The organism is Halomonas sp. KM-1 (assembly GCF_000246875.1).
GTDB lineage: Bacteria > Pseudomonadota > Gammaproteobacteria > Pseudomonadales > Halomonadaceae > Halomonas > Halomonas aerodenitrificans.
In genome coordinates this window covers 1-19857 of the sequence record NZ_BAEU01000019.1, presented here as the reverse complement: position 1 = coordinate 19857, position 19857 = coordinate 1, and the positions used below count along the sequence as shown (strand labels likewise).

Annotated in this window: 19 protein-coding genes and 1 other RNA gene; 9 read left to right on the top strand and 11 right to left on the bottom strand. The window is 67.0% G+C overall.

What is annotated here, in order from left to right:
• Positions 1–14: 14 nt before the first annotated feature.
• Both pepP and B8115_RS01810 read right to left on the bottom strand, forming a co-directional pair.
• Positions 15–1352 carry a Xaa-Pro aminopeptidase gene (pepP, locus tag B8115_RS01815; protein WP_010626028.1) on the bottom strand — a complete coding sequence of 446 codons (1338 nt, stop codon included), beginning with the start codon at positions 1350–1352 and terminating at the stop codon, positions 15–17.
• Between the two features lie 43 nt (positions 1353–1395).
• Positions 1396–1971, bottom strand: a complete 576-nt coding sequence (locus B8115_RS01810) for a UPF0149 family protein (RefSeq protein WP_010626027.1) — start codon at positions 1969–1971, stop codon at positions 1396–1398.
• Between the two features lie 158 nt (positions 1972–2129).
• Here B8115_RS01810 and B8115_RS01805 point away from each other — a divergent pair, with 158 nt between their 5' ends.
• The 3 genes from B8115_RS01805 to B8115_RS01795 all read left to right on the top strand — a co-directional run bounded on the left by B8115_RS01805 (position 2130) and on the right by B8115_RS01795 (position 3310).
• Positions 2130–2450: a cell division protein ZapA gene (locus B8115_RS01805; RefSeq protein WP_010626026.1), complete on the top strand. Its 321-nt coding sequence runs from the start codon at positions 2130–2132 to the stop codon at positions 2448–2450.
• Between the two features lie 36 nt (positions 2451–2486).
• Positions 2487–2671, top strand: a non-coding RNA gene (ssrS, locus tag B8115_RS01800) — 6S RNA.
• Positions 2672–2680: 9 nt separating this feature from the next.
• Positions 2681–3310: a 5-formyltetrahydrofolate cyclo-ligase gene (locus B8115_RS01795; protein ID WP_010626025.1), complete on the top strand. Its 630-nt coding sequence runs from the start codon at positions 2681–2683 to the stop codon at positions 3308–3310.
• Between the two features lie 386 nt (positions 3311–3696).
• Here B8115_RS01795 and ilvA read toward each other — a convergent pair whose 3' ends face one another.
• On the bottom strand, positions 3697–5211 hold the full coding sequence (gene ilvA / locus B8115_RS01790; protein ID WP_010626024.1) for a threonine ammonia-lyase, biosynthetic: 1515 nt from the start codon (positions 5209–5211) through the stop codon (positions 3697–3699).
• A 169-nt stretch (positions 5212–5380) separates the two neighbouring features.
• On the opposite strand from ilvA, the gene rpiA reads away from it, so the two are divergent.
• Positions 5381–6055 (top strand): ribose-5-phosphate isomerase RpiA, encoded by a 675-nt coding sequence (rpiA, locus tag B8115_RS01785; protein ID WP_010626023.1) that lies wholly within the window; start codon positions 5381–5383, stop codon positions 6053–6055.
• Positions 6056–6069: 14 nt separating this feature from the next.
• Here rpiA and waaA read toward each other — a convergent pair whose 3' ends face one another.
• From waaA to B8115_RS01770, 3 genes are read right to left on the bottom strand one after another with little or no spacing between them, the layout of a single operon-like run.
• On the bottom strand, positions 6070–7371 hold the full coding sequence (gene waaA, locus B8115_RS01780; protein ID WP_010626022.1) for a lipid IV(A) 3-deoxy-D-manno-octulosonic acid transferase: 1302 nt from the start codon (positions 7369–7371) through the stop codon (positions 6070–6072).
• The gene (gene hldE / locus B8115_RS01775) at positions 7371–8801 is read right to left on the bottom strand and encodes a bifunctional D-glycero-beta-D-manno-heptose-7-phosphate kinase/D-glycero-beta-D-manno-heptose 1-phosphate adenylyltransferase HldE (protein ID WP_010626021.1); all 1431 of its coding nucleotides are present in this window, start codon (positions 8799–8801) and stop codon (positions 7371–7373) included. The genes waaA and hldE overlap by 1 nt, the downstream gene beginning before the upstream one ends.
• Positions 8791–9888, bottom strand: coding sequence for a glycosyltransferase family 9 protein (locus B8115_RS01770; protein ID WP_010626020.1), 1098 nt, complete (start codon positions 9886–9888; stop codon positions 8791–8793). Before B8115_RS01770 ends, hldE begins: the two co-directional genes overlap by 11 nt.
• On the opposite strand from B8115_RS01770, the gene B8115_RS01765 reads away from it, so the two are divergent.
• Positions 9887–10600 (top strand): 3-deoxy-D-manno-octulosonic acid kinase, encoded by a 714-nt coding sequence (locus tag B8115_RS01765; protein WP_026037814.1) that lies wholly within the window; start codon positions 9887–9889, stop codon positions 10598–10600. The two genes, B8115_RS01770 and B8115_RS01765, sit on opposite strands and share 2 nt — an antisense overlap.
• Here B8115_RS01765 and B8115_RS01760 read toward each other — a convergent pair.
• Positions 10576–11619, bottom strand: coding sequence for a glycosyltransferase family 9 protein (locus tag B8115_RS01760; protein ID WP_010626018.1), 1044 nt, complete (start codon positions 11617–11619; stop codon positions 10576–10578). The genes B8115_RS01765 and B8115_RS01760 overlap by 25 nt on opposite strands.
• Positions 11616–12752: a glycosyltransferase family 4 protein gene (locus tag B8115_RS01755; protein WP_010626017.1), complete on the bottom strand. Its 1137-nt coding sequence runs from the start codon at positions 12750–12752 to the stop codon at positions 11616–11618. Before B8115_RS01755 ends, B8115_RS01760 begins: the two co-directional genes overlap by 4 nt.
• 41 nt (positions 12753–12793) lie before the next feature.
• Between B8115_RS01755 and B8115_RS01750 the strand changes: the two genes are divergently transcribed.
• On the top strand, positions 12794–13903 hold the full coding sequence (locus B8115_RS01750) for a glycosyltransferase family 9 protein (protein WP_010626016.1): 1110 nt from the start codon (positions 12794–12796) through the stop codon (positions 13901–13903).
• Here the strand turns inward: B8115_RS01750 and B8115_RS01745 are convergent.
• Positions 13857–14636, bottom strand: a complete 780-nt coding sequence (locus B8115_RS01745) for a glycosyltransferase family 2 protein (protein ID WP_010626015.1) — start codon at positions 14634–14636, stop codon at positions 13857–13859. The genes B8115_RS01750 and B8115_RS01745 overlap by 47 nt on opposite strands.
• Before the next feature lie 141 nt (positions 14637–14777).
• Between B8115_RS01745 and B8115_RS01740 the strand changes: the two genes are divergently transcribed.
• The gene (locus B8115_RS01740) at positions 14778–16457 is read left to right on the top strand and encodes a sulfatase-like hydrolase/transferase (RefSeq protein WP_010626014.1); all 1680 of its coding nucleotides are present in this window, start codon (positions 14778–14780) and stop codon (positions 16455–16457) included.
• A 17-nt stretch (positions 16458–16474) separates the two neighbouring features.
• Here the strand turns inward: B8115_RS01740 and waaF are convergent, their stop codons facing one another.
• On the bottom strand, positions 16475–17524 hold the full coding sequence (gene waaF / locus B8115_RS01735) for a lipopolysaccharide heptosyltransferase II (protein WP_010626013.1): 1050 nt from the start codon (positions 17522–17524) through the stop codon (positions 16475–16477).
• Positions 17521–18486, bottom strand: a complete 966-nt coding sequence (gene rfaD / locus B8115_RS01730; protein WP_010626012.1) for an ADP-glyceromanno-heptose 6-epimerase — start codon at positions 18484–18486, stop codon at positions 17521–17523. The genes waaF and rfaD overlap by 4 nt, the downstream gene beginning before the upstream one ends.
• A 98-nt stretch (positions 18487–18584) precedes the next feature.
• Between rfaD and glyQ the strand changes: the two genes are divergently transcribed.
• Positions 18585–19592, top strand: a complete 1008-nt coding sequence (gene glyQ / locus B8115_RS01725; RefSeq protein WP_051004582.1) for a glycine--tRNA ligase subunit alpha — start codon at positions 18585–18587, stop codon at positions 19590–19592.
• A partial coding sequence (locus B8115_RS01720; RefSeq protein WP_010626010.1) for a glycine--tRNA ligase subunit beta occupies positions 19592–19857 on the top strand: 266 nt, incomplete at its 3' end. The genes glyQ and B8115_RS01720, both read left to right, overlap by 1 nt.

Genomic DNA, 19857 nt, shown 5'->3' with positions numbered 1-19857 from the left:
ACGTCCTTTACTGGTTACTCGCTAGCCATCAACGTCTCGATATCGGCCACCCGCTTTGGCACATCGCCAGTCAACACCTCGCATCCCTCGGCCGTCACCGCCACATCGTCTTCGATACGAATGCCAATGCCACGATAGGGCAGCGGGATGTCGTCATCGGCCGGCACGTACAGCCCGGGCTCCACCGTCAGCACCATGCCCGCTTCCAGCGGCCGCGGCTTGCCGTCGAGGCGATAGCTGCCCACGTCGTGCACGTCGAGTCCCAGCCAGTGCGAGGTCGAGTGCAGATAGAAGCGCTTGTAGCTTTCGTCCTCGATGCGTGCTTCCACTTCGCCCTGGAGCAGGCCCAGCCGGATCAGCCCGGCCGTGAGGTCGCGCACCACGCCGTCATGAATCTCGACCAGGGTCGCACCAGGGCGAACGGCGGCCACGGCGCGCTCCTGGGCGGCCAGCACCAACTCGTAGAGCTCGCGCTGGGCCTCGCTGAAACGGCCACCGACGGGAAAGGTGCGGGTGATGTCGCCGGCATAGAGATCGAACTCGACGCCAGCGTCGATCAGCACCAGTTCGCCGTCACGCAGCGGCTCGCTATTCTCGATGTAGTGCAGCACACAGGCGTTGGCGCCGCCACCCACGATGCTGGCGTAGGCCGGGCCGCTGCCGCCATGCCAGCGGAATTCGTGCTCCAGCTCGGCCTGCAGATGGTATTCAGCCAGGCCGGGGCGAGCGGCCAGCATCGCTCGTCGATGGGCGCACGCCGAGATCCTGGCCGCGTGACGCATCAGGGCGAGCTCGCCCTCGCTCTTGATCAGGCGCATCTCATGCAGCAGCGGAGCAAGATCGACATAGCGCTGCGGCGGGCAGGCGCCGCGCCGCACCCGTGCGGTCAGGCGCTCGCGTATCTCATCGGCCAGCGCCATGCTCTCGGCGTCGCCGAGCATCAGGTAGAGACTGGTACGCCCATCGAGCAGGGTCTCCAGCCGTTCATCGCGCTCGGCGTTCTCGAAGGCTTGATCGACCCCGAGCTCGCGCACCGCGCCCTCGGCGCCCAGGCGAATGCCGTTCCAGGCTTCGAGGCTCGGGTCGCGGTCCTGGCAGAACAGCACGCTTTCGCCTTCGCTGCGGCCCGGCAGGAGCAGCAGCAGGGCGTCGGGCTCGGCAAAGCCGGAGAGGTAGTGAAGGTCGCTGTTCTGGCGGAAGGGGTAATCGCTGTCCCGCGAACGGGTGACCAGGCTGGCGCCGGGCAGCAGCACGGCGCCGTCGGTAGGCAGCTGCGCCATCAGCGCCTGGCGGCGGGCGCGATATTCGTCGTTGCCGATCGGCTCAGGGCGGGGCAGGGGGGCGGGCAGCATCGTGGCTCCTTGCGTGCTCCGGATGAATGGGGGTGGTTCGGGTTCAGTGCCGGGTGGACTCGCCGCGCTCCACCTGCGGCTGACCGGGATGCTGTTCGGTATAGAGCAGCATGGCGGCCATGCGCGCATGCTCGGTCAAGGCGAACAGGTCGTTCTCGTTCTCGGCGCTGTCGTCGATGTCGGTCTCGATGACCGCGAGCCCGGTCAGGTCCTCGATGGCTTCGCGCAGCGCCTGGGACCAACCTTCGCGCTTGGCCTCGCCGGCGTCGTCGATGACCTCGAGGAAGCCGAGCGTCCACTCCTGCAGGCCCCGAGCCCGTTCGGCCAGGGAGAAGAGCTCGTCGGGCAGTAGCGGTTCGTAGTTGAGACCACTGTCGGCCAGCGCGTCGAGGCTCTGGCGACGCCAGGCCAGCAGCGTCTCGCCGCTCTCGCGGTCGCGGGGCTGCTCGACGCCGAGCCCCAGGCATACCTCTTCGAGCCAGGCTTCGGCGGAGACGTCGTGCAGCGCCAGCTCGGCACACAGCCTGCCATCGAGAAAGGCCGGCGACTGCATGCTGCCGTGAAGCAGGAAGAGATCGGCCAGGGTGGAAAAATCCAGGCGTTCATCGGGCGAAGACATGCAACGATACCTCTTGAGAATCGCGGTGAGAGGCCTGATGCCGGCGGCGCTGCGTTGACCGCCTGCGAAGGGCTCTCTTATAGTGGATGATCGAATTGATGTGTCTTGATTCGCCGATGTTAACGCATCGGGCCGACAAGCCGACACCGGAGCCCTCCATGAGCGATGACGCCACTCGCCCCACCGCCCAGGTGACCCTGCTGGGTAGGCACTATGTGTTCGCCTGCAACCCCGGCGAAGAGCGCAAGCTGGAGCGGGCCGCACGCTATCTGGATCGCGCCATGCAGGGCATACACTCGCAGAACAATCTGCTCGCCAGTGAGAACGTGGCGCTGATGGCCGCGCTGAACATCGCCCATGAGCTGCTCGAGATCCAGGACGCCCGGCGTGACGAGGAGCAGCAGCTGGGGCAGCTCAGCGAGCGCCTGGAGCGGGCCATGGCAGGCGCGGCCCCGGGTAACAGAACTCCTGCCGAATGACGTTGGACGCACCCGGCAGCTCTGTTAGGATGAAGGTGTTCCCTGGGGTGTTGGCCAGTCGTTGAAGTCCCTCGAGCCTATGAGCAATACCCAGGGCGGCCATTAGCTAGCCGGACCCGTGTGCATGTCCGTGCGTCGGAAAGCCTGACGGTTCGGCTGCGGCCACCCACCTTGAACCAAGGGTTCAAGGGCCAGAACGACAGCGGCATTCTGGGGAACCTCACCTTGCCATGAATCTTCTTATTGACGCTCTCAGCGCCGATGCTTTCTCTTCCCGTCGCGAGCTACGCCAGGAGCTGAGACGCCGACGCCGGGCTCTGAGCCCACTCCAGCGCCAGCAGGCCGATCGCGCCCTGTGCCAGCGCTTGAAGCAGCTGCCCGAGGTGCACCGGGCCAGGCGTGTCGCACTCTACCTGCCCAACGACGGCGAGATAGATCCGCGACCGCTCATTGCCTGGCTCGACCGGCGCGGAGTTCGCATTTACCTGCCGGTGTTGAAGCCGCTCTCGGACAACAGCCTGTGGTTCGTCCACTACCATCCGGGCACGCCCATGCGGCGCAATCGCTTCGGCATTCCCGAGCCCCATACCCGCCATGGCGCGCATCGCGCTCGCCGCATGCAGGCCTGGGCGCTGGATCTGATTCTGCTACCGCTGGTGGGTTTCGACGACCTGGGCCAGCGCATGGGCATGGGCGGCGGCTTCTATGACCGCAGCCTGGCCTTCACCCAGCGGCCTGGCCCCCGGCCGACCCTGATCGGCCTGGCCCACGACTGCCAGCGGGTGGACCGCCTGCCGGCAGCGCCCTGGGACGTTCCGCTAGACGCCATCGTCAGCGATACCCGTGTCGTGCGCCCCTGAGCCTCGCGAAGGCTATAAAATGCGGGCGTAAAAAAACCGGCCGAAGCCTGGCTTCGACCGGTTTCATTGCTTTCGGATCCTGCGCTTATCTGATCATGGCACTGCCTGCCGACTCAGCCGCCTGTGAGTGCCTGGGCGTACCCGGTGACGACGACGCCAATGCCAAAGGCCAGCACCAGTGCCATGACCAGATCGGGCTTACGCTTCATTATTACCAACTCCTGACGTTCCCGTGATTGAACCGTGACGGCGGTAGCCGCGACAGCGCCGACTATAGGGCTTGACAGGCGTTGATGACAACCGCTTGAAGCGACGATTACAAAAAGAAACCCATGCCACTTCTCGCCTTTGCCGTAAGTCAGCGCTCACCCCACGGTTTTTCGGGCTCAGGCCATGAACAGCCGATAGGCGTCGTTGTCCGACTCCTTCCAGTAGCGATAGCCGATCTCGTCGAAGTACTCCTCGACGTGGGAGCGATCGCCGTTGGGAATCTGCATACCGACCAGCACGCGACCGAAGGCGGCACCGTGGTTGCGGTAGTGGAACAGCGAGATGTTCCAGTCCTGAGGCAGGTGGGTGAGGAAATTCATCAGCGCCCCGGGGCGCTCGGGGAACTCGAAGCGGTAGACCTCCTCGTCGAAGTGCTCCTTGGGCCGGCCGCCGCCAAGGTGGCGAATGTGCAGCTTGGCCAGCTCGTTGTCGGTGAGATCGACCACCGGGTAGCCGGCTTCACGCAGCTTTTCGATCACCGCCTGACGATCCTCGCCGTCCGGCTTGACCTGCACGCCGACGAAGATGTGCGCCTCCTCGGGGTCGGCGTAGCGATAGTTGAACTCGGTCACCATGCGCTTGCCGATGGTGCGGCAGAACTTCTTGAAGCTGCCGGGGCGCTCGGGAATGGTCACGGCCAGGATCGCCTCGCGCTGCTCGCCGAGCTCGGTACGCTCGGCGATGTGCTGCAGGCGGTCGAAGTTGGTGTTGGCGCCCGAATTGATGCACAACAGGGTCTGGCCCTCGACGCCGGTCTGTTGGATGTACTTCTTCAGCCCGGCTAGCGACAGCGCCCCGGAGGTCTCGGATACCGCCCGGGTGTCGTCGAAGATGTCCTTCACCGCCGCGCACATCTCGTCGGCGTTGACGGTGATGACGTCGTCGATCAGGTCGCGCACGATCTTGAACGGTATCTTGCCGATCTGCGCCACCGCCACGCCCTCGGCGAACACCCCGACCTGCTCCAGCGTCACGCGCTTGCCGGCGGCCATCGCCGCCTTGAGACAGGCGCTGTCCTCGGCCTCCACGCCGATCACCTTGATGTCTGGGCGCAGATACTTGACGTAGGCCGCCACCCCGGCGATCAGCCCGCCGCCACCCACCGGCACGAAGATGGCATCCAGCGGCCCGACGTGCTGACGTAGGATCTCCACCGCCACGGTGCCCTGGCCGGCGATGACGTCGATGTCGTCGAAGGGCGGGATGTAGGTGTAGCCGTGCTCGGCCATCAGCTCCTGGGCATGTTCGGCGGCGGCGGCGAAGGCGTCGCCCTTGAGCACCACCTTGGCGCCGCGGGCGCGCACCGCCTGGACCTTGATCTCCGGGGTGATGCGCGGCATGACGATCACCGCCTTGACGCCCATCAGCTTGGCCGCCATGGCCAGCCCCTGGGCATGGTTGCCGGCCGAGGCGGCGATCACGCCCTTGGCCTTCTGCTCCTCGGAGAGCTGCGCCATCTTGTTGTAGGCGCCGCGAATCTTGAACGAGTAGACCGGCTGCAGGTCCTCGCGCTTGATCAGGATCTGGTTGTTGAAGCGCCGTGACAGGAAGGGGGCCGGGGAAATGGGCGTTTCGCGGGCCGCTTCGTAGACGTGGGCCTGGAGGATCTTCTTGACGGTAGCTTCGAGCATCCTGACGTTTCCAAGGGTGGCGCAGAGGGGCGGCAGCCTGTGCTGCACTGCAGAGAACCCCTATAGGTAGCATTCTCGGCGCCTCGCCGTCCAGCGAACGCGTCGGCAGGAAGCATAACGTGGCCTATAATGGCGCGGCACCCGCCATCCACTCTGATACGAGCAAGACATGACCCAGGACGAACTGAAGGACGCCGTGGCCGCCGCCGCCATCGCCGAAATCGAACCGTGGCTCGAGCGCGACACCATTCTCGGCATCGGCACTGGCTCCACCGCCAACCTGTTCATCGACCGCCTGGCGCGGCTGCGCGACGACTTCAAGGGCGCCGTAGCCAGCTCGGAGGCCAGCGCCAAGCGTCTGCGCGACCACGGCATCGAGGTGTTCGAGCTCAACAGCGTCGGCACGGTGCCTTTCTACATCGACGGTGCAGACGAAGTGAACGCTCACCTTCATATGATCAAAGGCGGCGGTGCGGCGCTCACCCGCGAGAAGATCGTGGCGGCCTGCGCCGAACGCTTTATCTGCATCGCCGACGGCTCGAAGCGGGTCGAGCGCTTGGGCGCCTTCCCGCTGCCGGTGGAGGTGATTCCCATGGCCCGCTCCTATGTCGCACGCGAACTGGTCAAGCTGGGCGCCGACCCGGTCTACCGCGAGGGGGTGGTCACCGACAACGGCAATCAGATCCTCGATTGCTTCGAGTTCATGATCGACGACCCGGTGGCCATGGAGGCCCGCATCAACGCCATCGTCGGCGTGGTGACCAACGGTCTGTTCGCCGCCCGCGGCGCCGACGTGCTATTGCTGGGCACTGAGCAGGGGGTGGAGCGGATGACCCCGGCCTGACAGTTAGCAGGTGCTCACTCACCTGGCAGTAGCTGCTCAAGGCCGGCCATGGTGCGTGCCAGGGCGCCGCGGTTGGCTGCCACCACCGCCAGGCCGGCCTCGGCCAGGCGGTGGCGCTCGGCCTCATCGAGGAACAGGGTGACCAGCGTATCGGCCAGCATGGCGCTGTCCCTCACTTCCACCAGCGCGCCACCCTGACGCAGCGTCTCGGCCACGTCGGCGAAGTTGGCCAGCTCCGGGCCGGTCAGCACCGGTACGCCCATGGCGGCAGGCTCGAGCAGGTTGTGTCCGCCCACCGGCACCAGACTGCCGCCGACGAAGGCCAGGTCGGCGGCGCCGTAGAGCATCAGCAGCTCGCCCATGGTGTCGCCCAGATAGACGCCAGTTCGTCCATCCGGCCACTCATCGCGGGAGCGCCGCGCCAGCGCCATGCCGCGCTCGCGGCAGAGCTCGGCCACCGCCTCGAAGCGCTGCGGATGGCGCGGCACCAGGATCAGCAGCGCGTTGGGGTAGGACTGACGCAGGCGGGCATGCGCCTCGAGCAGCCGCTCGTCCTCGCCGGGGTGGGTGGAGCCGGCCACCCACACGGGACGCGAGCCCAGCCGCGTGCACAGCCGCTTGCTCTGCTCGCTCGCGGCATCGTCCGGGGTCAGGTCGTACTTGAGCGAGCCCACCACGTCGGTGCGGGTGGCCGGCATGCCCAGGGCACGGAAGCGCTCGGCATCGCCGCGGGACTTGGCAGCCAGCCAGTCGAGCTGGGCCAGCGCCGAGGCCATCAGGGGCCGCAGGCGGCGATAGCCGCGAAAGGCGCGCGGCGAGAGACGTCCGTTGACCACCGCCGTGGGCACGCCGCGACGGCGACACGCCGTCAGCAGGTTGGGCCAAAGCTCGGTCTCGAAGAAGATGGCGAGCTCCGGGCACAGGCGTGCGACGAAGCGCTTCGCGGCCCCGGGGTAGTCCAGCGGCAGGAAGCGATGGGCAAGACGCTCGGGCTCGCCTGTCCGGCGTCGCGCCTCGATCAGGGCATGCACCCGCTCGGCGCCGGTGGCGGTCATGGTGGTCACCAGCAGCCGATGGCGGGGGTAGTGTGCCAGCAGCGCCTCGATCAGCGGGCGGGCCGCCTGCACCTCGCCCACCGAGGCGCAGTGCAGCCATAGCCAGGGGCCGCCGGCGGCTGAGCGAGACAGCAGCCCGAGCCGCTCCCAGCGGGAGTTAGTGAGCGCATGCTCACGCCATACCCTGCGCCAGACGAGAGGCGAGAGCAGATAGAGTGCCGCCGAGTAGAGCCAGCGCGGCCAGCGGCGCGGCGCCGACATCAGCTCTCGCGGTCGAGAATGGTGGCGATCATGGCGGTGGTGGAAACCCCGTCCTCGAAGCCCAGTACCTTCACCTCACCGCCGGCGGCACGTACGGCATTGCCGCCGGCGATCTCGTCGACGCGATAGTCGCCGCCCTTGACCAGCACGTCGGGCAGCACCGCCTCGATCAGGCGCTGCGGGGTGTCCTCGCTGAACGGCACCACCCAGTCCACCGCACCGAGACCAGCCAGCACCTGCATGCGCCGGGCGAGGGGATTGATCGGCCGCTTGGGTCCCTTGAGCCGACCGATGGAGGCGTCGTCGTTGACCGCCACCACCAGCCGGTCGCCGAGCTGCCGGGCGTGCTCCAGGTAGGCCACGTGGCCGGCGTGGAGGATGTCGAAGCAGCCATTGGTCATCACCACCCGCTCGCCGCGCATCTGGGCGGCACGCACCGCCTCGACCAGCGCCGTCTCCTCGATGACGCCGAACTCGGCCAGCTTGTCGCCGTGCACGGCGGTATAGAGCTCGGCGATGGAGAGCGTGGCGGTGCCGGGTTTGGCCACCACCAGGCCGGCGGCCAGGTTGGCCAGGGTCATCGCCTCGGGGAAGCCGTGGCCGGCCGCCAGCGCCAGCCCCAGCACGCCGATCACGGTGTCCCCGGCGCCGGTGACATCGAACACTTCCCGCGCTCGGGTGGGCAGGTGCAGCGGTTCGTGATCGCCGCGAATCAGGGTCATGCCCTTCTCGCTGCGGGTGATCAGCAGCGCCTCGAGCTCGAGCCGGGCGCACAGCGCCGCGCCCTTGGCGGCCAGCTCCTCGTCGTCGCGGCAGTGGCCGACCACCGCCTCGAACTCGGCCAGGTTGGGGGTGATCACGCTGGCGCCGCGGTATTTGGTGAAGTCGCTGCCCTTGGGGTCGATCAATACGCGCTTGCCCGCGCTGCGCACCAGCGCGATCAGCTCCTCGACCCGGCTGAGCGTACCCTTGCCGTAGTCGGAGAGGATCACCAGGTCGCAGTCGGGAAGCCCCTGTTCGACCCGCGCCAGCAGTCCACGGGTGTCGAGCTCGTCCAGGCCATCCTCGAAGTCGAGCCGGATCAGCTGCTGGTTGCGGCTCATCACGCGCAGCTTGGTGATGGTGGGAATACCGGGGCTGCTCTGGAAGTAGGTGTCGACCCCGGCGGCGTCCAGCCGCTCGACCAGTCGGCGGGCGTTGTCGTCGTCGCCAACCATGCCGCTGAGGGCGGCATGCGCCCCCAGCGAGGCGATGTTGAGCGCCACGTTGGCCGCCCCGCCGGGCCGGTCCTCGCACTCTTCCACCCGGACCACCGGCACCGGGGCCTCCGGCGAGATGCGTGAGGTGCCACCATGCCAGTAGCGGTCGAGCATCACGTCACCCACCACCAGCACGTGCGCCTGTTCCAGCGCGGTCAGGTCAAGCTTCATCGGGACGTTCCTCTTCCTTGCGGTCGTTGGGGCGCACCAGCAGCGCATCGAGCCGTTCGACGACATCGTCGACGCGAATCAGCGTCATGGCATCGGGATGGCGTACACGCTGGCCCCAGGTGATGTCGTCGGGTTCGCGGTGCATGTAGGCACGCACCGCATCCGGGTAGCGGTTGACCACGTAGTCGCGCCACAGGTAGGGCGCGGCGCGGTCCGGATTGGTGGTAGCGAACAGCCCCACTACCGGCGTGCCCATGGCATTGGCCATGTGCACGGGGCCGGAGTCGGGAGCGATCACCGCCCGGGCGCCGGCGATCAGCGCCAACAGCCCCTTGAGCGAGGTAGCGCCGATGGCATCGATCACCGCTTCCGGCCGGCTGAGGGCGGCGATACGCTCGCCCATTTCGCGCTCCTGGGTGCTGCCGCCGCCAGTGAGCACCGTCTTCAGACCGTACTGGGCCCAGGCGTGTTCGATGACGGCGGCATAGCCCTCTGCCGACCAGTTGCGAAAATTGCGCAACCGCGGGTTGGCACAGGGGCTCATCAGCAGGTAGGCGGCTTCGTCGGTCAGCGCCGTGGCCTCTTCGAAGGCCGTCTCCGGCACCGGCATGTCCCACGTCAGCGACGTGTCCTCCACCCCCAGCAGGCGGGCGAAGTCGAGGAACGACTCCAGCACGTGGGCGTGGGGATGGGGCGCCAACTGACGATGGGTGAACCAGTGCTGGGCGTCCTTGGCGCGCGCCTTGTCGTAGCCCACCCGCACCTTGGCCTTGAGCCCCAGCGAAAGCACGCTGGCCCGCAGCGCCTGCTGCATGTGCAGCAGCACGTCGAAGCGGGTATCGCCCAGCTCACGCCACAGTCGGCGCATGCCGGCCAACCCCGAGGCCTTGTCGTAGACCACGAATTCGACCCCCGACAGGCCAGCCAGTAAACTGTGTTCCGCCTTGCCGATGATCCAGGTGATGCGCACGCTGGGCCACTGGCGCTGCAGGGCGCGTATGGTGGGCACCAGGTTGCAGACGTCGCCGAGGGCGGAGAGTCGCAGCACGGCGATGTGACGCGGTTGGGCGGGCAGAGGATGCTTCATGCAGTTGGCAACGTGTCGAACGGGAAAGACCTTCATTCTATATGATGCGGACAGTGTATGTGACGCCGAGCCGGCGCCACAAATCGGCCCGCCGCTGTTCGACCCCGCGCATTGGCACCGCTGTGGAAAGGTGCTCGGCGAAGCCCCCGGGCGCGGCAGCAGCCTGTTTCTCGACGCCGGACGCGAGCAGTGGGTGCTGCGTCCCTACCGTCGCGGCGGCCTGATCGCCAGGTTGAGCGAGAGCCGCTATCTATGGACGGGGCTCGAACGCACCCGCGCCTTTCGCGAGCTGCGCCTCACCGCCCACCTGCACCGCGAGGGGCTGCCGGTGCCGCGACCGGTGGCCGCCTCGGTTACCCGCTGCGGGCCGACCTACACGGCCGCCCTGATCACCGTGCGCATCCCCGAAGCCGGGGCCCTGGCCGAACGCCTTGCCGAGGCCGAGCCGGCGCTGCTCGAACGGGTCGGCGCCACCATCCGCCGCTTTCACCAGGCGGGCCTCGACCATGTCGACCTCAACGCCCGCAACCTGCTGATCGATGCCGACGGTTGCGTCTGGCTGATCGACCTCGACCGCTGCCGGCTGCGCGCCCCCGGCGCCTGGCAAGAGGCGAACCTGGCGCGACTCGCCCGCTCGCTGGTCAAGTTCGGCGCACCCACCGCGGCCATGGAGACGATACGCCGCGGCTACGCCTCCGATGACGCCGGCTGACGCGCCTTGCCGCGCTCGGGATAGAGTCGCTGGAGCAGCTCCTCGAGGCCCTGCAGGATGTCCATCCTGCCCGGCACCTGGCCGTCACGGTGGAACACCGCCTCGTGGCAGTCCTCATAGCGCGGCCAGTAGCGAAACGGCACGGTCATGAAGAAGATCCCCAGCGTCGGGGTATGGGTCGCCAGCGCCAGGTTGCGCACGCCGGTATCCCCCGACACCAGCACGCTGGACGCCGCCATCCACGGCGCCAGCCGCTCCAGGTCCATGCGTCCCTCGATCTCCACGTTGTCGTGGCGGGCCGCCACCTCGGCGAGGAAGTCGCCGGACTCCTCGGATTTGTGGCCTTCGAGCAGCACATGGCGATAGCCGGGAAATTCGACGGCTGCCTGCTCGATCAGTTGGCGCCATGACTCCTGGGACAGCGACTTTTCCGCCACGGCGGCATAGGGGAAGTAGACGATGCGCGGCTTCGCCAGAGCGCGCTGATGGCGCGGCATGGCGAATTCCAGCGGGTACTGCGGCTTGTGCCCCATGATCTTGAGAAAGTCGAGCAGTACCTCGGCTTCGTAGTGAAAGTCCGAGCGCAGGATGCCGACATCGAACAGCAGCTTGTTGAGCCCGCTGCGGTAGGGAAAGCCGAGCTTGACCCGCGCCGACGTCAGCAGGGTCTGCAGGCGCGAGCGGGCCGTATCGGCCAGATCGAAGAGCACGTCGACCTCGCGGTACTGGCGCAGGGAGTGCAACTGCTCACGCAGCGAACCGCGGGAGTCCAGCACGTGCACCTCGTCGACCAGGTCGTCGGGCACCGCATACTGGTACTTGCTCACCGTACTCAGGGTGATGTGCGCCTGGGGAAACAGGCGCCGGAGTTCGACCAGGAACGGCCGTGTCGCCATCATGTCGCCGAAGGCGCACTGGCGGATCACCAGAATGCGGCGCACCTGCTCCACGTGCAGCCGCGACAGCCATTTGCGACCGCGATTGTTGAGATAGCCGCCCTTTTCGATCCAGGCTTTCATGATGTTGGCTCCTTCCCGGCGTATTCTCGAATCAGGGCTTCGACATGCGCCGTCACGCCGAAATGGCGCTCGGCTCTTGCCCTTGCCGCCTGGCCGAGGCGCTCGCGCAGGGCCGCGTCCTGGCCGAGCTCCGCCATGGCCTCGGCCCAGGCCCGCGGCTCCTCGGCTGCGGCAAGGCGCCCGCAGTCGGCCTCGAGCAGCTCGGGAATCGCCCCGCTGTCGGCACCGACGATGGCCTTGCCGGCGGCCATGGCCTCGACCACGGTAAGGCCGAAGGCCTCATTACGCGATGGCACGCAGACGATGTCCAGTGCCTCGAACAGGCGCGGCAGGTCAGGACGAAACCCGGCAAAGGTCACGCGCTGCTCCAGCTTCAGCTCCTCGATCCGCGAGCGCAAGTGCGAGACGTAACGTTCGTCGCTGCCTTCGCGGGCGCTGAGCCCGCCAATCAGCACACCGTGCCAGGCCAGCTCGGGAGCGCGCTCGGCCAGTCGGGCCAGCCCATCCAGCCACACTTCATGGCCCTTGCCGTCGGTCAGACGCCCAGGCAGGCCGATCGCCACCTCGCCCGGCATGACACCCAGCTCGCGTCGCAACGCCTCACGTGCCGGCTCGCCCAGCTGCGAAGCATAGGGCGTCAGGTCGATGCCCAGGTAGAGCCGGCGAATGCGCTCCGGCGGCAACGGAAAGGCCTTGAGGTTGCGCTGGCGGGTGGCCTCGCTGATGGCAAAAAGCCGGCTGACGCGCCCGTAGGCCCAGCGATGGTAAAAATCCTTCTTCGGCCGGGTCACGCCCATGTGATCGGTGAAGAACAGCTGGAGCGTCGGTCGCAGGGTCGCCAGCAGCGCGCCCAGGCGCAGGTCGCTGGACTTGTGACAGTGCAGCACCTCGATACCATGGCGCTTCAGGTAGCCCAGTATGCGCCCCACCTGCAGCAGCGCCCGGCCGCGCGAGGGCACCGTCAGCGGTGCGATACCGGTCGACGCCAGGCTCTCGGCGACCCGCGAACCGGCCAGGGCCAGGCCATGGGCCTGCCACCCCTGACGTTGCAGCTCGGGTATAATCCGCGCAGGATACATTTCGAGTCCGCCCCAGCCATCCGATAGGCAGATATGCATGACCTTGTACGACAAGGCTGTCTCCTTCGTCGGTCAACCGGGGCTCGGGAGCCCAGATGACGTCTTCTTCCCGCGTGGCCGCTCGCCACGCAGCGAATCAGCCGCCGCACATCCTGGTGGTGCGCAACGACAAGCTCGGCGATTTCATGCTCGCCTGGCCGGCACTGGCCTGTCTCAAGGCCGCCGCTCCGCAAGCGCGGATCAGCGTGCTGGTGCCGGCCTATACGGCACCGCTGGCTCGGCTGTGCCCGTGGATCGACGCGGTCATCGTCGATCCCGGCGACGCCGCCGGAAAGCAGGCGCAGCGCGAACTGCTGGCCCAGCTGCGCAGCGAACGCTTCTGCGCCATGCTCACGCTCTACTCCACGCCGCGCATCGGCTGGCTCGGCTGGCGAGCCGGCATCCCCTGCCGCGTGGCACCGGCCACCAAGTGGGCGCAGCTATTCTACAATCATCGCGTCGTTCAGCGCAGGTCGCGCTCCGACAAACCGGAATACCTGTACAACGTCGAGCTGGCCGAGGCATTGCTGGCAGCCCAGGGCTGGCAGCCCCAGGCGCGCCCAGCGCCGCCGTACTGGCCGCTGTCGCCCGGCACTGCGGCAGCCCAGCGCGAGTCAATAGCCGGGGCCCTGGCGCTGGAGCCGTCACGACCGTGGCTGTTCCTGCATGCCGGCAGCGGCGGCTCGGCGGTCAATCTCTCTTCGTCTCAGTACGCCGAACTGGCCGCCGCCATCGATTCCAGGCTTGCCGCAGACGACATTCACGCCCATTGGGTACTGACCGCCGGCCCCGGCGAAGAGCCGGCGGCACACGAATTGTGTGAGATGCTGCACGACAGGCGGTTGCAGGCCAAGGTTCTGCCGCCACGTACGGGTCTCGCCGACTTTGCCCTGGCGCTGAGCGCCGCCGACCTGTTCGTCGCCGGCTCCACAGGGCCGCTGCACATCGCCGCTTGCCTGAACCGGCCCACGGCCGGCTTCTACCCCGCGCGCCGTTCGGCCACTGCGCTACGCTGGCAAACCTGCAACGACGCGAGCCGCCGCCTCGCCTTCAGCCCCCCCGAGGGCGCCGGCGAAAGCGAGATGTCGGCCATCGACCTCGAGGTCGCGGCCACCAAGATCAGCGCTCTGGTGTCTCGTCGGGTGGCGGCGAAGTCCGCGTCCTGACCCACAGGTCGGCGTACTTGGCGAAGGTGGAGTGTGCCGACAGCAATGCCAGCAACAAGCCCTGGCGACCATCGAGAAAGCCCGCGCGCAGCAGGTACATGCGCAGGAAGCAGCCCACACCATGCACGAGCCCGGCCGAGAGACTGCCCTGTTTGCCACGGGCGGCACGCTGCTCGGCCCAGGCCTGGGCGTAGTGGGCCGACTTCTCGAGATAGTGACGCAGGTCGCGGTAGGTGTAGTGCAGCAGGTCGCCCTCGAGCGCCTTGACCGGCAAGCCACCTGTATTGTGCAGCTTTTCGTGGACCAGGGCCGCATCGTAGCCGGCCTTGCCGCGAGGATAGAGCCGTGCCACCCGGTCGGGATACCAGCCCGAATGGCGAATGAAGTCGCCGAAACACCAGGATAGGCGCGGCAGGGTGTGGATCGCCGGCTCGCCGCTGGCGACGGCGGTCTGGATGCTCCGGCGCAGCTCCGGCGTCACCCGCTCGTCGGCATCGACCATCAGGATCCAGTCGCTCTCGACCATGGCTTCGGCACGCTGACGCTGAACGCCGAAGCCCTGCCAGTCGGCGTTCACCGCCACCTTGTCGGTGAATTCCCGGGCGATGGCGCAAGTGTCGTCGTCGCTGCCGGAATCGAGGACCACTATCTCATCCACCCAGCGCAGCGTCTCCAGGCAAGCGCGCAGATGGGCGGCCTCGTTCTTCACGATCAGTACCGCAGCCAGGCTCATCGACCTCTCCTCGTCGGTCCGGCGGGCTGGCCAGTTTACTGCCGCCGAGCGGATGGCGCCAAATCCGAAAACACCTTGCATGGTGCAGGGCGGCGTAGCCTTGTTAAGCTGACAGACGAACTCAATGGAAGCCCTCACCCCATGTCGATTTCTTCCAAACTTCTCAAGCTGGCCCACCCACGTTGGCTATCGCTGCTCGTGATCGGACTCTGTCTGGGTTACGCACTGACCGCGTTGACCCGTCTGCCCCACTGGAGCCTGCCGCTGGTGGCCGCGCTGTGGATGGCCATGGGCACATGGCTGAACTGGGGCGCGCCGCAAAGCGCTCCGAGCGCTTCGTCATCGCGGCGTTGGCCATGGAGCCTGGTGCCGATCGCGCTGTGGGGGCTTTACATCTACCTCTCCGAGAGCTTCGGCATCGTCGATCTCGGCGCAGTGTTCTTCCACCTGCAGGCCGGCATGACCGACCACGGCGGCGTCAGCCGTATCGGCGCGGCCATCGGCTATACCCTGACCATGGTGGCGCTGCTGGCGGCGATCACCTGGTTGATTCGCCATGACCGCCGCTGGAGCCTGACCGAACCCTTTCTGGCCATGGCGTTACTCGCCACCAATCCGCTGCTCTATGGCGTCACCCAGCGCGGCGCGGCCATCGTCACCGACGACGGCGCCTGGCTCGACCGCCAATACGTACAGCCGGTCATTCTGGAGGCGCCCGAAGAGCGACCCAACCTCCTGCTCATGTATCTGGAAAGCATCGAGCGCACCTACGCCGACCGGGAGCGTTTCGGTGATGCCTATGCCGACCTGGATGCCATCGGCGAGCATGGCCTGGCCTATGAGGGGGTCTATCAGATCGACAACACCGGCTGGACCATGGCCGGCATGATCGCCAGCCAGTGCGGCAGCCCCCTGATGCCGGCCGGACTGCTGCACGACCGCCAGTTCACGCCGCTGGATAAGGTGGTACCCGGCGTCGACTGCCTGGGAGACCTGCTGGCCGAACAGGGCTATCGGCTCAGCTACCTGGGTGGGGCCAGCACGGCTTTTGCCGGCAAGGGGATCTTCTACAAGGGGCACGGTTTCGAAACCGTGCTCGGGCGTGAAGACCTGCAGCCCCTGCTGGACGATCCCGATTACGTCAACAACTGGGGACTCTACGACGACTCGCTCTATGATTTCACGCTCGAGGAGATGCGGCGACTCGACCAGGAGCCAGGGCCCTGGGGAGTGGTCAACCTGACCCTTGCCGGCCATGCCCCCCGTGGCTATCCCGCCCAAGCCTGCATCGACCGCCAGGGTGAGTTCGACGGCGTCGACATCCTCTACTCGGTAGAGTGCTCGGCCTGGCTGGCCCGCGACTTCCTCGAGCGAGCCGATGCCGAGGGACTGCTCGACAATACTGTCGTGATCATCGCCAGCGATCACCTGACCATGCGTGTCTCGGCCTGGGAGCAGCTGATCCAGGGCGAGCGTGACAACACCTTCATGCTGCTGGGGCCGGGGATTCCCGTGGGACGCGAGAGCCGCGAGGCTTCCATGGTGGATGTCTTTCCCACCATTCTCGAAGCCATGGGTTTCACCATCGACTGGCACCGCGCCGGCCTGGGGGTTTCGCTGCTCTCCGACGAGCCGACACTCCTCGAGGAGTACAGCAAGACCGAGATCAATGCCCGAATGCGTGAAGAGCGGGCGCTTCAGGAGCGCCTGTGGAATGGCCTGGCCCCCGAGCCGCAGCCTGCTCCCGAGCAGGAGAAACAGGAGCAGGTGGTGGAGACTCCGGTGGATTCCACCGGCGAAGAGCCTGCCGCGGTACAGTGAAACGGTCGCTCTGGCTTTCAGTCGCGAGTCACCGGGATGGCGGACTCTGTAAGCACGGCGGCCAGCACCCGCTGAGGCGACAGCTGCACCAGGCAGTTGGTGTGCCCCAGCGGGCAGGTGCGCTCGAAGCAGGGCGAACAACCCAGCCCCAGATAGTGGATCTCGGCCCTGTCGGTGAGCGGCGGCGTATAGGCAGGCGACGACGAGCCATACAGCGCATGCACGCGGGTACCCACCGCCGCGGCCACGTGCATCAGCCCTGAGTCGTTGGTCACGACCTGCTGGCAGTCGGCGAGCAGATCGACCGCATCGGCCAGCCGGGTCTGTCCGCACAGGTTGTGAACGTACGGCAGGCCTGCGGCGATTGCCTCCCCGGCGGCGACGTCCTTGGGGCCACCCATCACGCGAATCTCGAAGCCCTCGTCCACCAGGCGCTCGGCAAGCTCGCGGAAATGGCCCAGCGGCCACTGCTTGGCCGGCCCGTACTCGGCCCCGGGCATCATGCCGACGGCCGGCCGTGAGCTCAGGCCCAGGCGCGTGCGCAGCTCATCGAGGTTGTCCGTGTCGATCCGCAAGCGCGGCCGGGGAATGGCGAAATCGCCGCGCCGGGCTTCCTCGGCTGTCAGTCCCAGCGCCACGAAGCGCTTCACGGTCTGGTCCAGCAGGGTCTTGTCGAGTTCGCGGCGCTCGTTGAGCAGGCCATAACGCTGCTCACCGGTGAAGCCGATACGACGCGGAATCCGGGCCAGAAACGGCACCAGCGCCGATTTCCAGGAGCGCGGCAGCACGATGGCCCGGTCGAAACGCCCGCGCAGCCGCCCGGCCAGGGCGCGCCGGGTGGACCAGCCGAACTCACCGTGGCCGACGTCCAGGCTCGCCACTTCATCGACCTCGGCCATGCGCTCCAGAATCGGCTGCGACCAGCCCGGCGCCACCACACCGATGCGGCATCCCGGCTGGTTTTGCTTGAGGGTCATGAACAGGCTCTGGGCCATGACCATGTCGCCGACCCAGGAGGGGCCGACCACCAGGATACGCGGGGCTGTGGAGGCAGCCGCCTGGCTCATCCCCTGGCCCCGGCCAGCCACTCGAGATACGCCTTCACGCCCTCGGCCACGGTGCGGAACTCGCTCTCGTAGCCGGCCTCACGCAGGCGCGAGATGTCGGCGCGGGTATAGCTCTGATAGCGCCCCTTGAGTTCGTCGGGAAAGTCGATGTACTCGATGCGCCCACGGCCATGGAAGTCGATGACCGCCTCGGCGATGGCCTTGAACGGCTCGGCCCGGCCGGACCCGAGGTTGAAGATGCCCGACTTGTCGGGGTTGTCGAGGAACCACAGGTTGACGTTCACCACGTCGCCGACATACACGAAGTCGCGACTCTGCATGCCCGCCTCGTAGCCGTCCCAGCCACCGAACAGCCTGAGGCCCTGGCCCGCCGAAATCTGGGTGTGGTTGTGGTAGGCCACGCTCGCCATCTTGCCCTTGTGCTGCTCACGCGGGCCGTAGACGTTGAAGTAGCGGAAGCCCACCACCTGACTGGTGAACTCATCCCAGTGCTGGCGCACGTACTGATCGAACAGCAGCTTGGAGTAACCGTAGACGTTAAGGGGCTTCTCGTGTTCTGGCTCCTCGCGGAACACCTGGCTGCCGCCGTAGGTGGCCGCCGACGAGGCATAGAGAAAGGGGATGCCCTGCTGCTGGCAGTAGTGCAGCAGCACCTTGGAGTACTCGAAGTTGTTGTCGAGCATGAAGCGGCCGTCCCACTCGGTGGTGTCCGAGCAGGCCCCCTCGTGGAAGATCGCCTCGATCGGCGGCAGGCGCGAGGGCTCACCGCGCAGTGCCGCCTCGACGCGGGCACGGAAGTCGTCCTTGTCGAGATAGTCGCCCAGGGTGCAGTCCGCCAGGTTGACGAACTTGGTGCCGTCGGAGAGATCGTCGACCACCAGCACGTCGTTGCGCCCACGCTCGTTGAGAGCCTTGACCAGATTCGAGCCGACGAAGCCGGCGCCACCTGTCACTACGATCATGTAAACCTCGCTGGGGCGCAAGCGCTGCGCCTATAACCCATGTGCCTGTGATTGTATACTTGACGCCCTGTGAATTCATGGCCAACGGTGCTTCCGCAATGACACTCTCGTCAAACCCGTCGCAGACGCTCTCGTCGACCTCGGCCTCAGGGTCGACGCCAGACGCGACCACTTTTCAGGGCCTAATACTCGCCTTGCAGCAGTACTGGGCCGAACACGGCTGCGTAGTGCTCCAGCCGCTGGACATGGAGGTCGGGGCCGGCACCTTCCACCCCGCCACCTTCCTGCGCTCCATCGGCCCGGAGACGTGGAATGCCGCCTACGTGCAGCCTTCCCGTCGCCCCACCGACGGTCGCTACGGCGAGAACCCCAACCGCCTGCAGCACTACTACCAGTTCCAGGTGGTGATGAAGCCCTCCCCCGCCGACCTGCAGGAGCGCTTCCTGGGCTCGCTCGAGCGTATCGGCATCGACCCGCTGGTGCATGACATTCGCTTCGTCGAGGACAACTGGGAGTCGCCGACCCTGGGCGCCTGGGGCCTGGGTTGGGAGGTCTGGCTCAACGGCATGGAGGTGACCCAGTTCACCTACTTCCAGCAGGCCGGCGGACTCGAGTGCTACCCCGTCACCGGTGAGCTCACCTACGGTCTCGAGCGCATCGCCATGTACCTGCAGAACGTCGACAGCGTCTACGACCTGGTGTGGACCATCGCCCCGGACGGCACCAAGGTCACCTACGGCGACGTCTATCTGCAGAACGAGCGCGAGCAGTCGGCCTACAACTTCGAACATGCCGACGTGCCGGTCCTGTTCAACGCCTTCGACCACCACGAGCGCGAGTGCACCAAGCTGCTCGAGGCAGGATTGCCGCTGCCGGCCTATGAGCAGGTGCTCAAGGCCTCTCATACCTTCAACCTGCTGGATGCCCGCCACGCCATCTCGGTGACCGAACGGCAGCGCTTCATCCTGCGTGTGCGCACCATGGCCCGCGACGTGGCCCATGCCTATTACGCCTCGCGCAAGGCCGCCGGCTTCCCGCTGGCCCCCGAAGCCCTGCGCCAGGAGCTGCTGGCTCAGGACATGAACGCCGAACAGGGAGACGCGTGATGGCTGCCAATACCTTTCTGATCGAGCTGGGCGTCGAGGAATTGCCGCCGAGCGCCATCGACACGCTCTCCGACGCCCTGGCCGACGGCATTCGCCGCGGCCTGAGCGAGGCCGAGATCGCCTTCGGCGACATTCGCGCCTATGCCACGCCGCGCCGCCTGGCGGTGCAGGTGATGGAGCTGGCCGACAAGCAGCCCGACCGCGAAGTCGAGCGCCGCGGCCCGGCCTTGGCCGCGGCCTACAAGGACGGCCAGCCTCGCGATAT

Excerpts from the sequence above, each read along its gene's own strand:
- pepP (WP_010626028.1), bottom strand. The coding sequence starts at position 1,352 with ATGCTGCCCGCCCCCCTGCCCCGCCCTGAGCCGATCGGCAACGACGAA.
- B8115_RS01810 (WP_010626027.1), bottom strand. The coding sequence starts at position 1,971 with ATGTCTTCGCCCGATGAACGCCTGGATTTTTCCACCCTGGCCGATCTC.
- B8115_RS01805 (WP_010626026.1), top strand. The coding sequence starts at position 2,130 with ATGAGCGATGACGCCACTCGCCCCACCGCCCAGGTGACCCTGCTGGGT.
- B8115_RS01795 (WP_010626025.1), top strand. The coding sequence starts at position 2,681 with ATGAATCTTCTTATTGACGCTCTCAGCGCCGATGCTTTCTCTTCCCGT.
- ilvA (WP_010626024.1), bottom strand. The coding sequence starts at position 5,211 with ATGCTCGAAGCTACCGTCAAGAAGATCCTCCAGGCCCACGTCTACGAA.
- rpiA (WP_010626023.1), top strand. The coding sequence starts at position 5,381 with ATGACCCAGGACGAACTGAAGGACGCCGTGGCCGCCGCCGCCATCGCC.
- waaA (WP_010626022.1), bottom strand. The coding sequence starts at position 7,371 with ATGTCGGCGCCGCGCCGCTGGCCGCGCTGGCTCTACTCGGCGGCACTC.
- hldE (WP_010626021.1), bottom strand. The coding sequence starts at position 8,801 with ATGAAGCTTGACCTGACCGCGCTGGAACAGGCGCACGTGCTGGTGGTG.
- B8115_RS01765 (WP_026037814.1), top strand. The coding sequence starts at position 9,887 with ATGCAGTTGGCAACGTGTCGAACGGGAAAGACCTTCATTCTATATGAT.
- B8115_RS01770 (WP_010626020.1), bottom strand. The coding sequence starts at position 9,888 with ATGAAGCATCCTCTGCCCGCCCAACCGCGTCACATCGCCGTGCTGCGA.
- B8115_RS01760 (WP_010626018.1), bottom strand. The coding sequence starts at position 11,619 with ATGAAAGCCTGGATCGAAAAGGGCGGCTATCTCAACAATCGCGGTCGC.
- B8115_RS01750 (WP_010626016.1), top strand. The coding sequence starts at position 12,794 with ATGACGTCTTCTTCCCGCGTGGCCGCTCGCCACGCAGCGAATCAGCCG.
- B8115_RS01745 (WP_010626015.1), bottom strand. The coding sequence starts at position 14,636 with ATGAGCCTGGCTGCGGTACTGATCGTGAAGAACGAGGCCGCCCATCTG.
- B8115_RS01740 (WP_010626014.1), top strand. The coding sequence starts at position 14,778 with ATGTCGATTTCTTCCAAACTTCTCAAGCTGGCCCACCCACGTTGGCTA.
- waaF (WP_010626013.1), bottom strand. The coding sequence starts at position 17,524 with ATGAGCCAGGCGGCTGCCTCCACAGCCCCGCGTATCCTGGTGGTCGGC.
- rfaD (WP_010626012.1), bottom strand. The coding sequence starts at position 18,486 with ATGATCGTAGTGACAGGTGGCGCCGGCTTCGTCGGCTCGAATCTGGTC.
- glyQ (WP_051004582.1), top strand. The coding sequence starts at position 18,585 with ATGACACTCTCGTCAAACCCGTCGCAGACGCTCTCGTCGACCTCGGCC.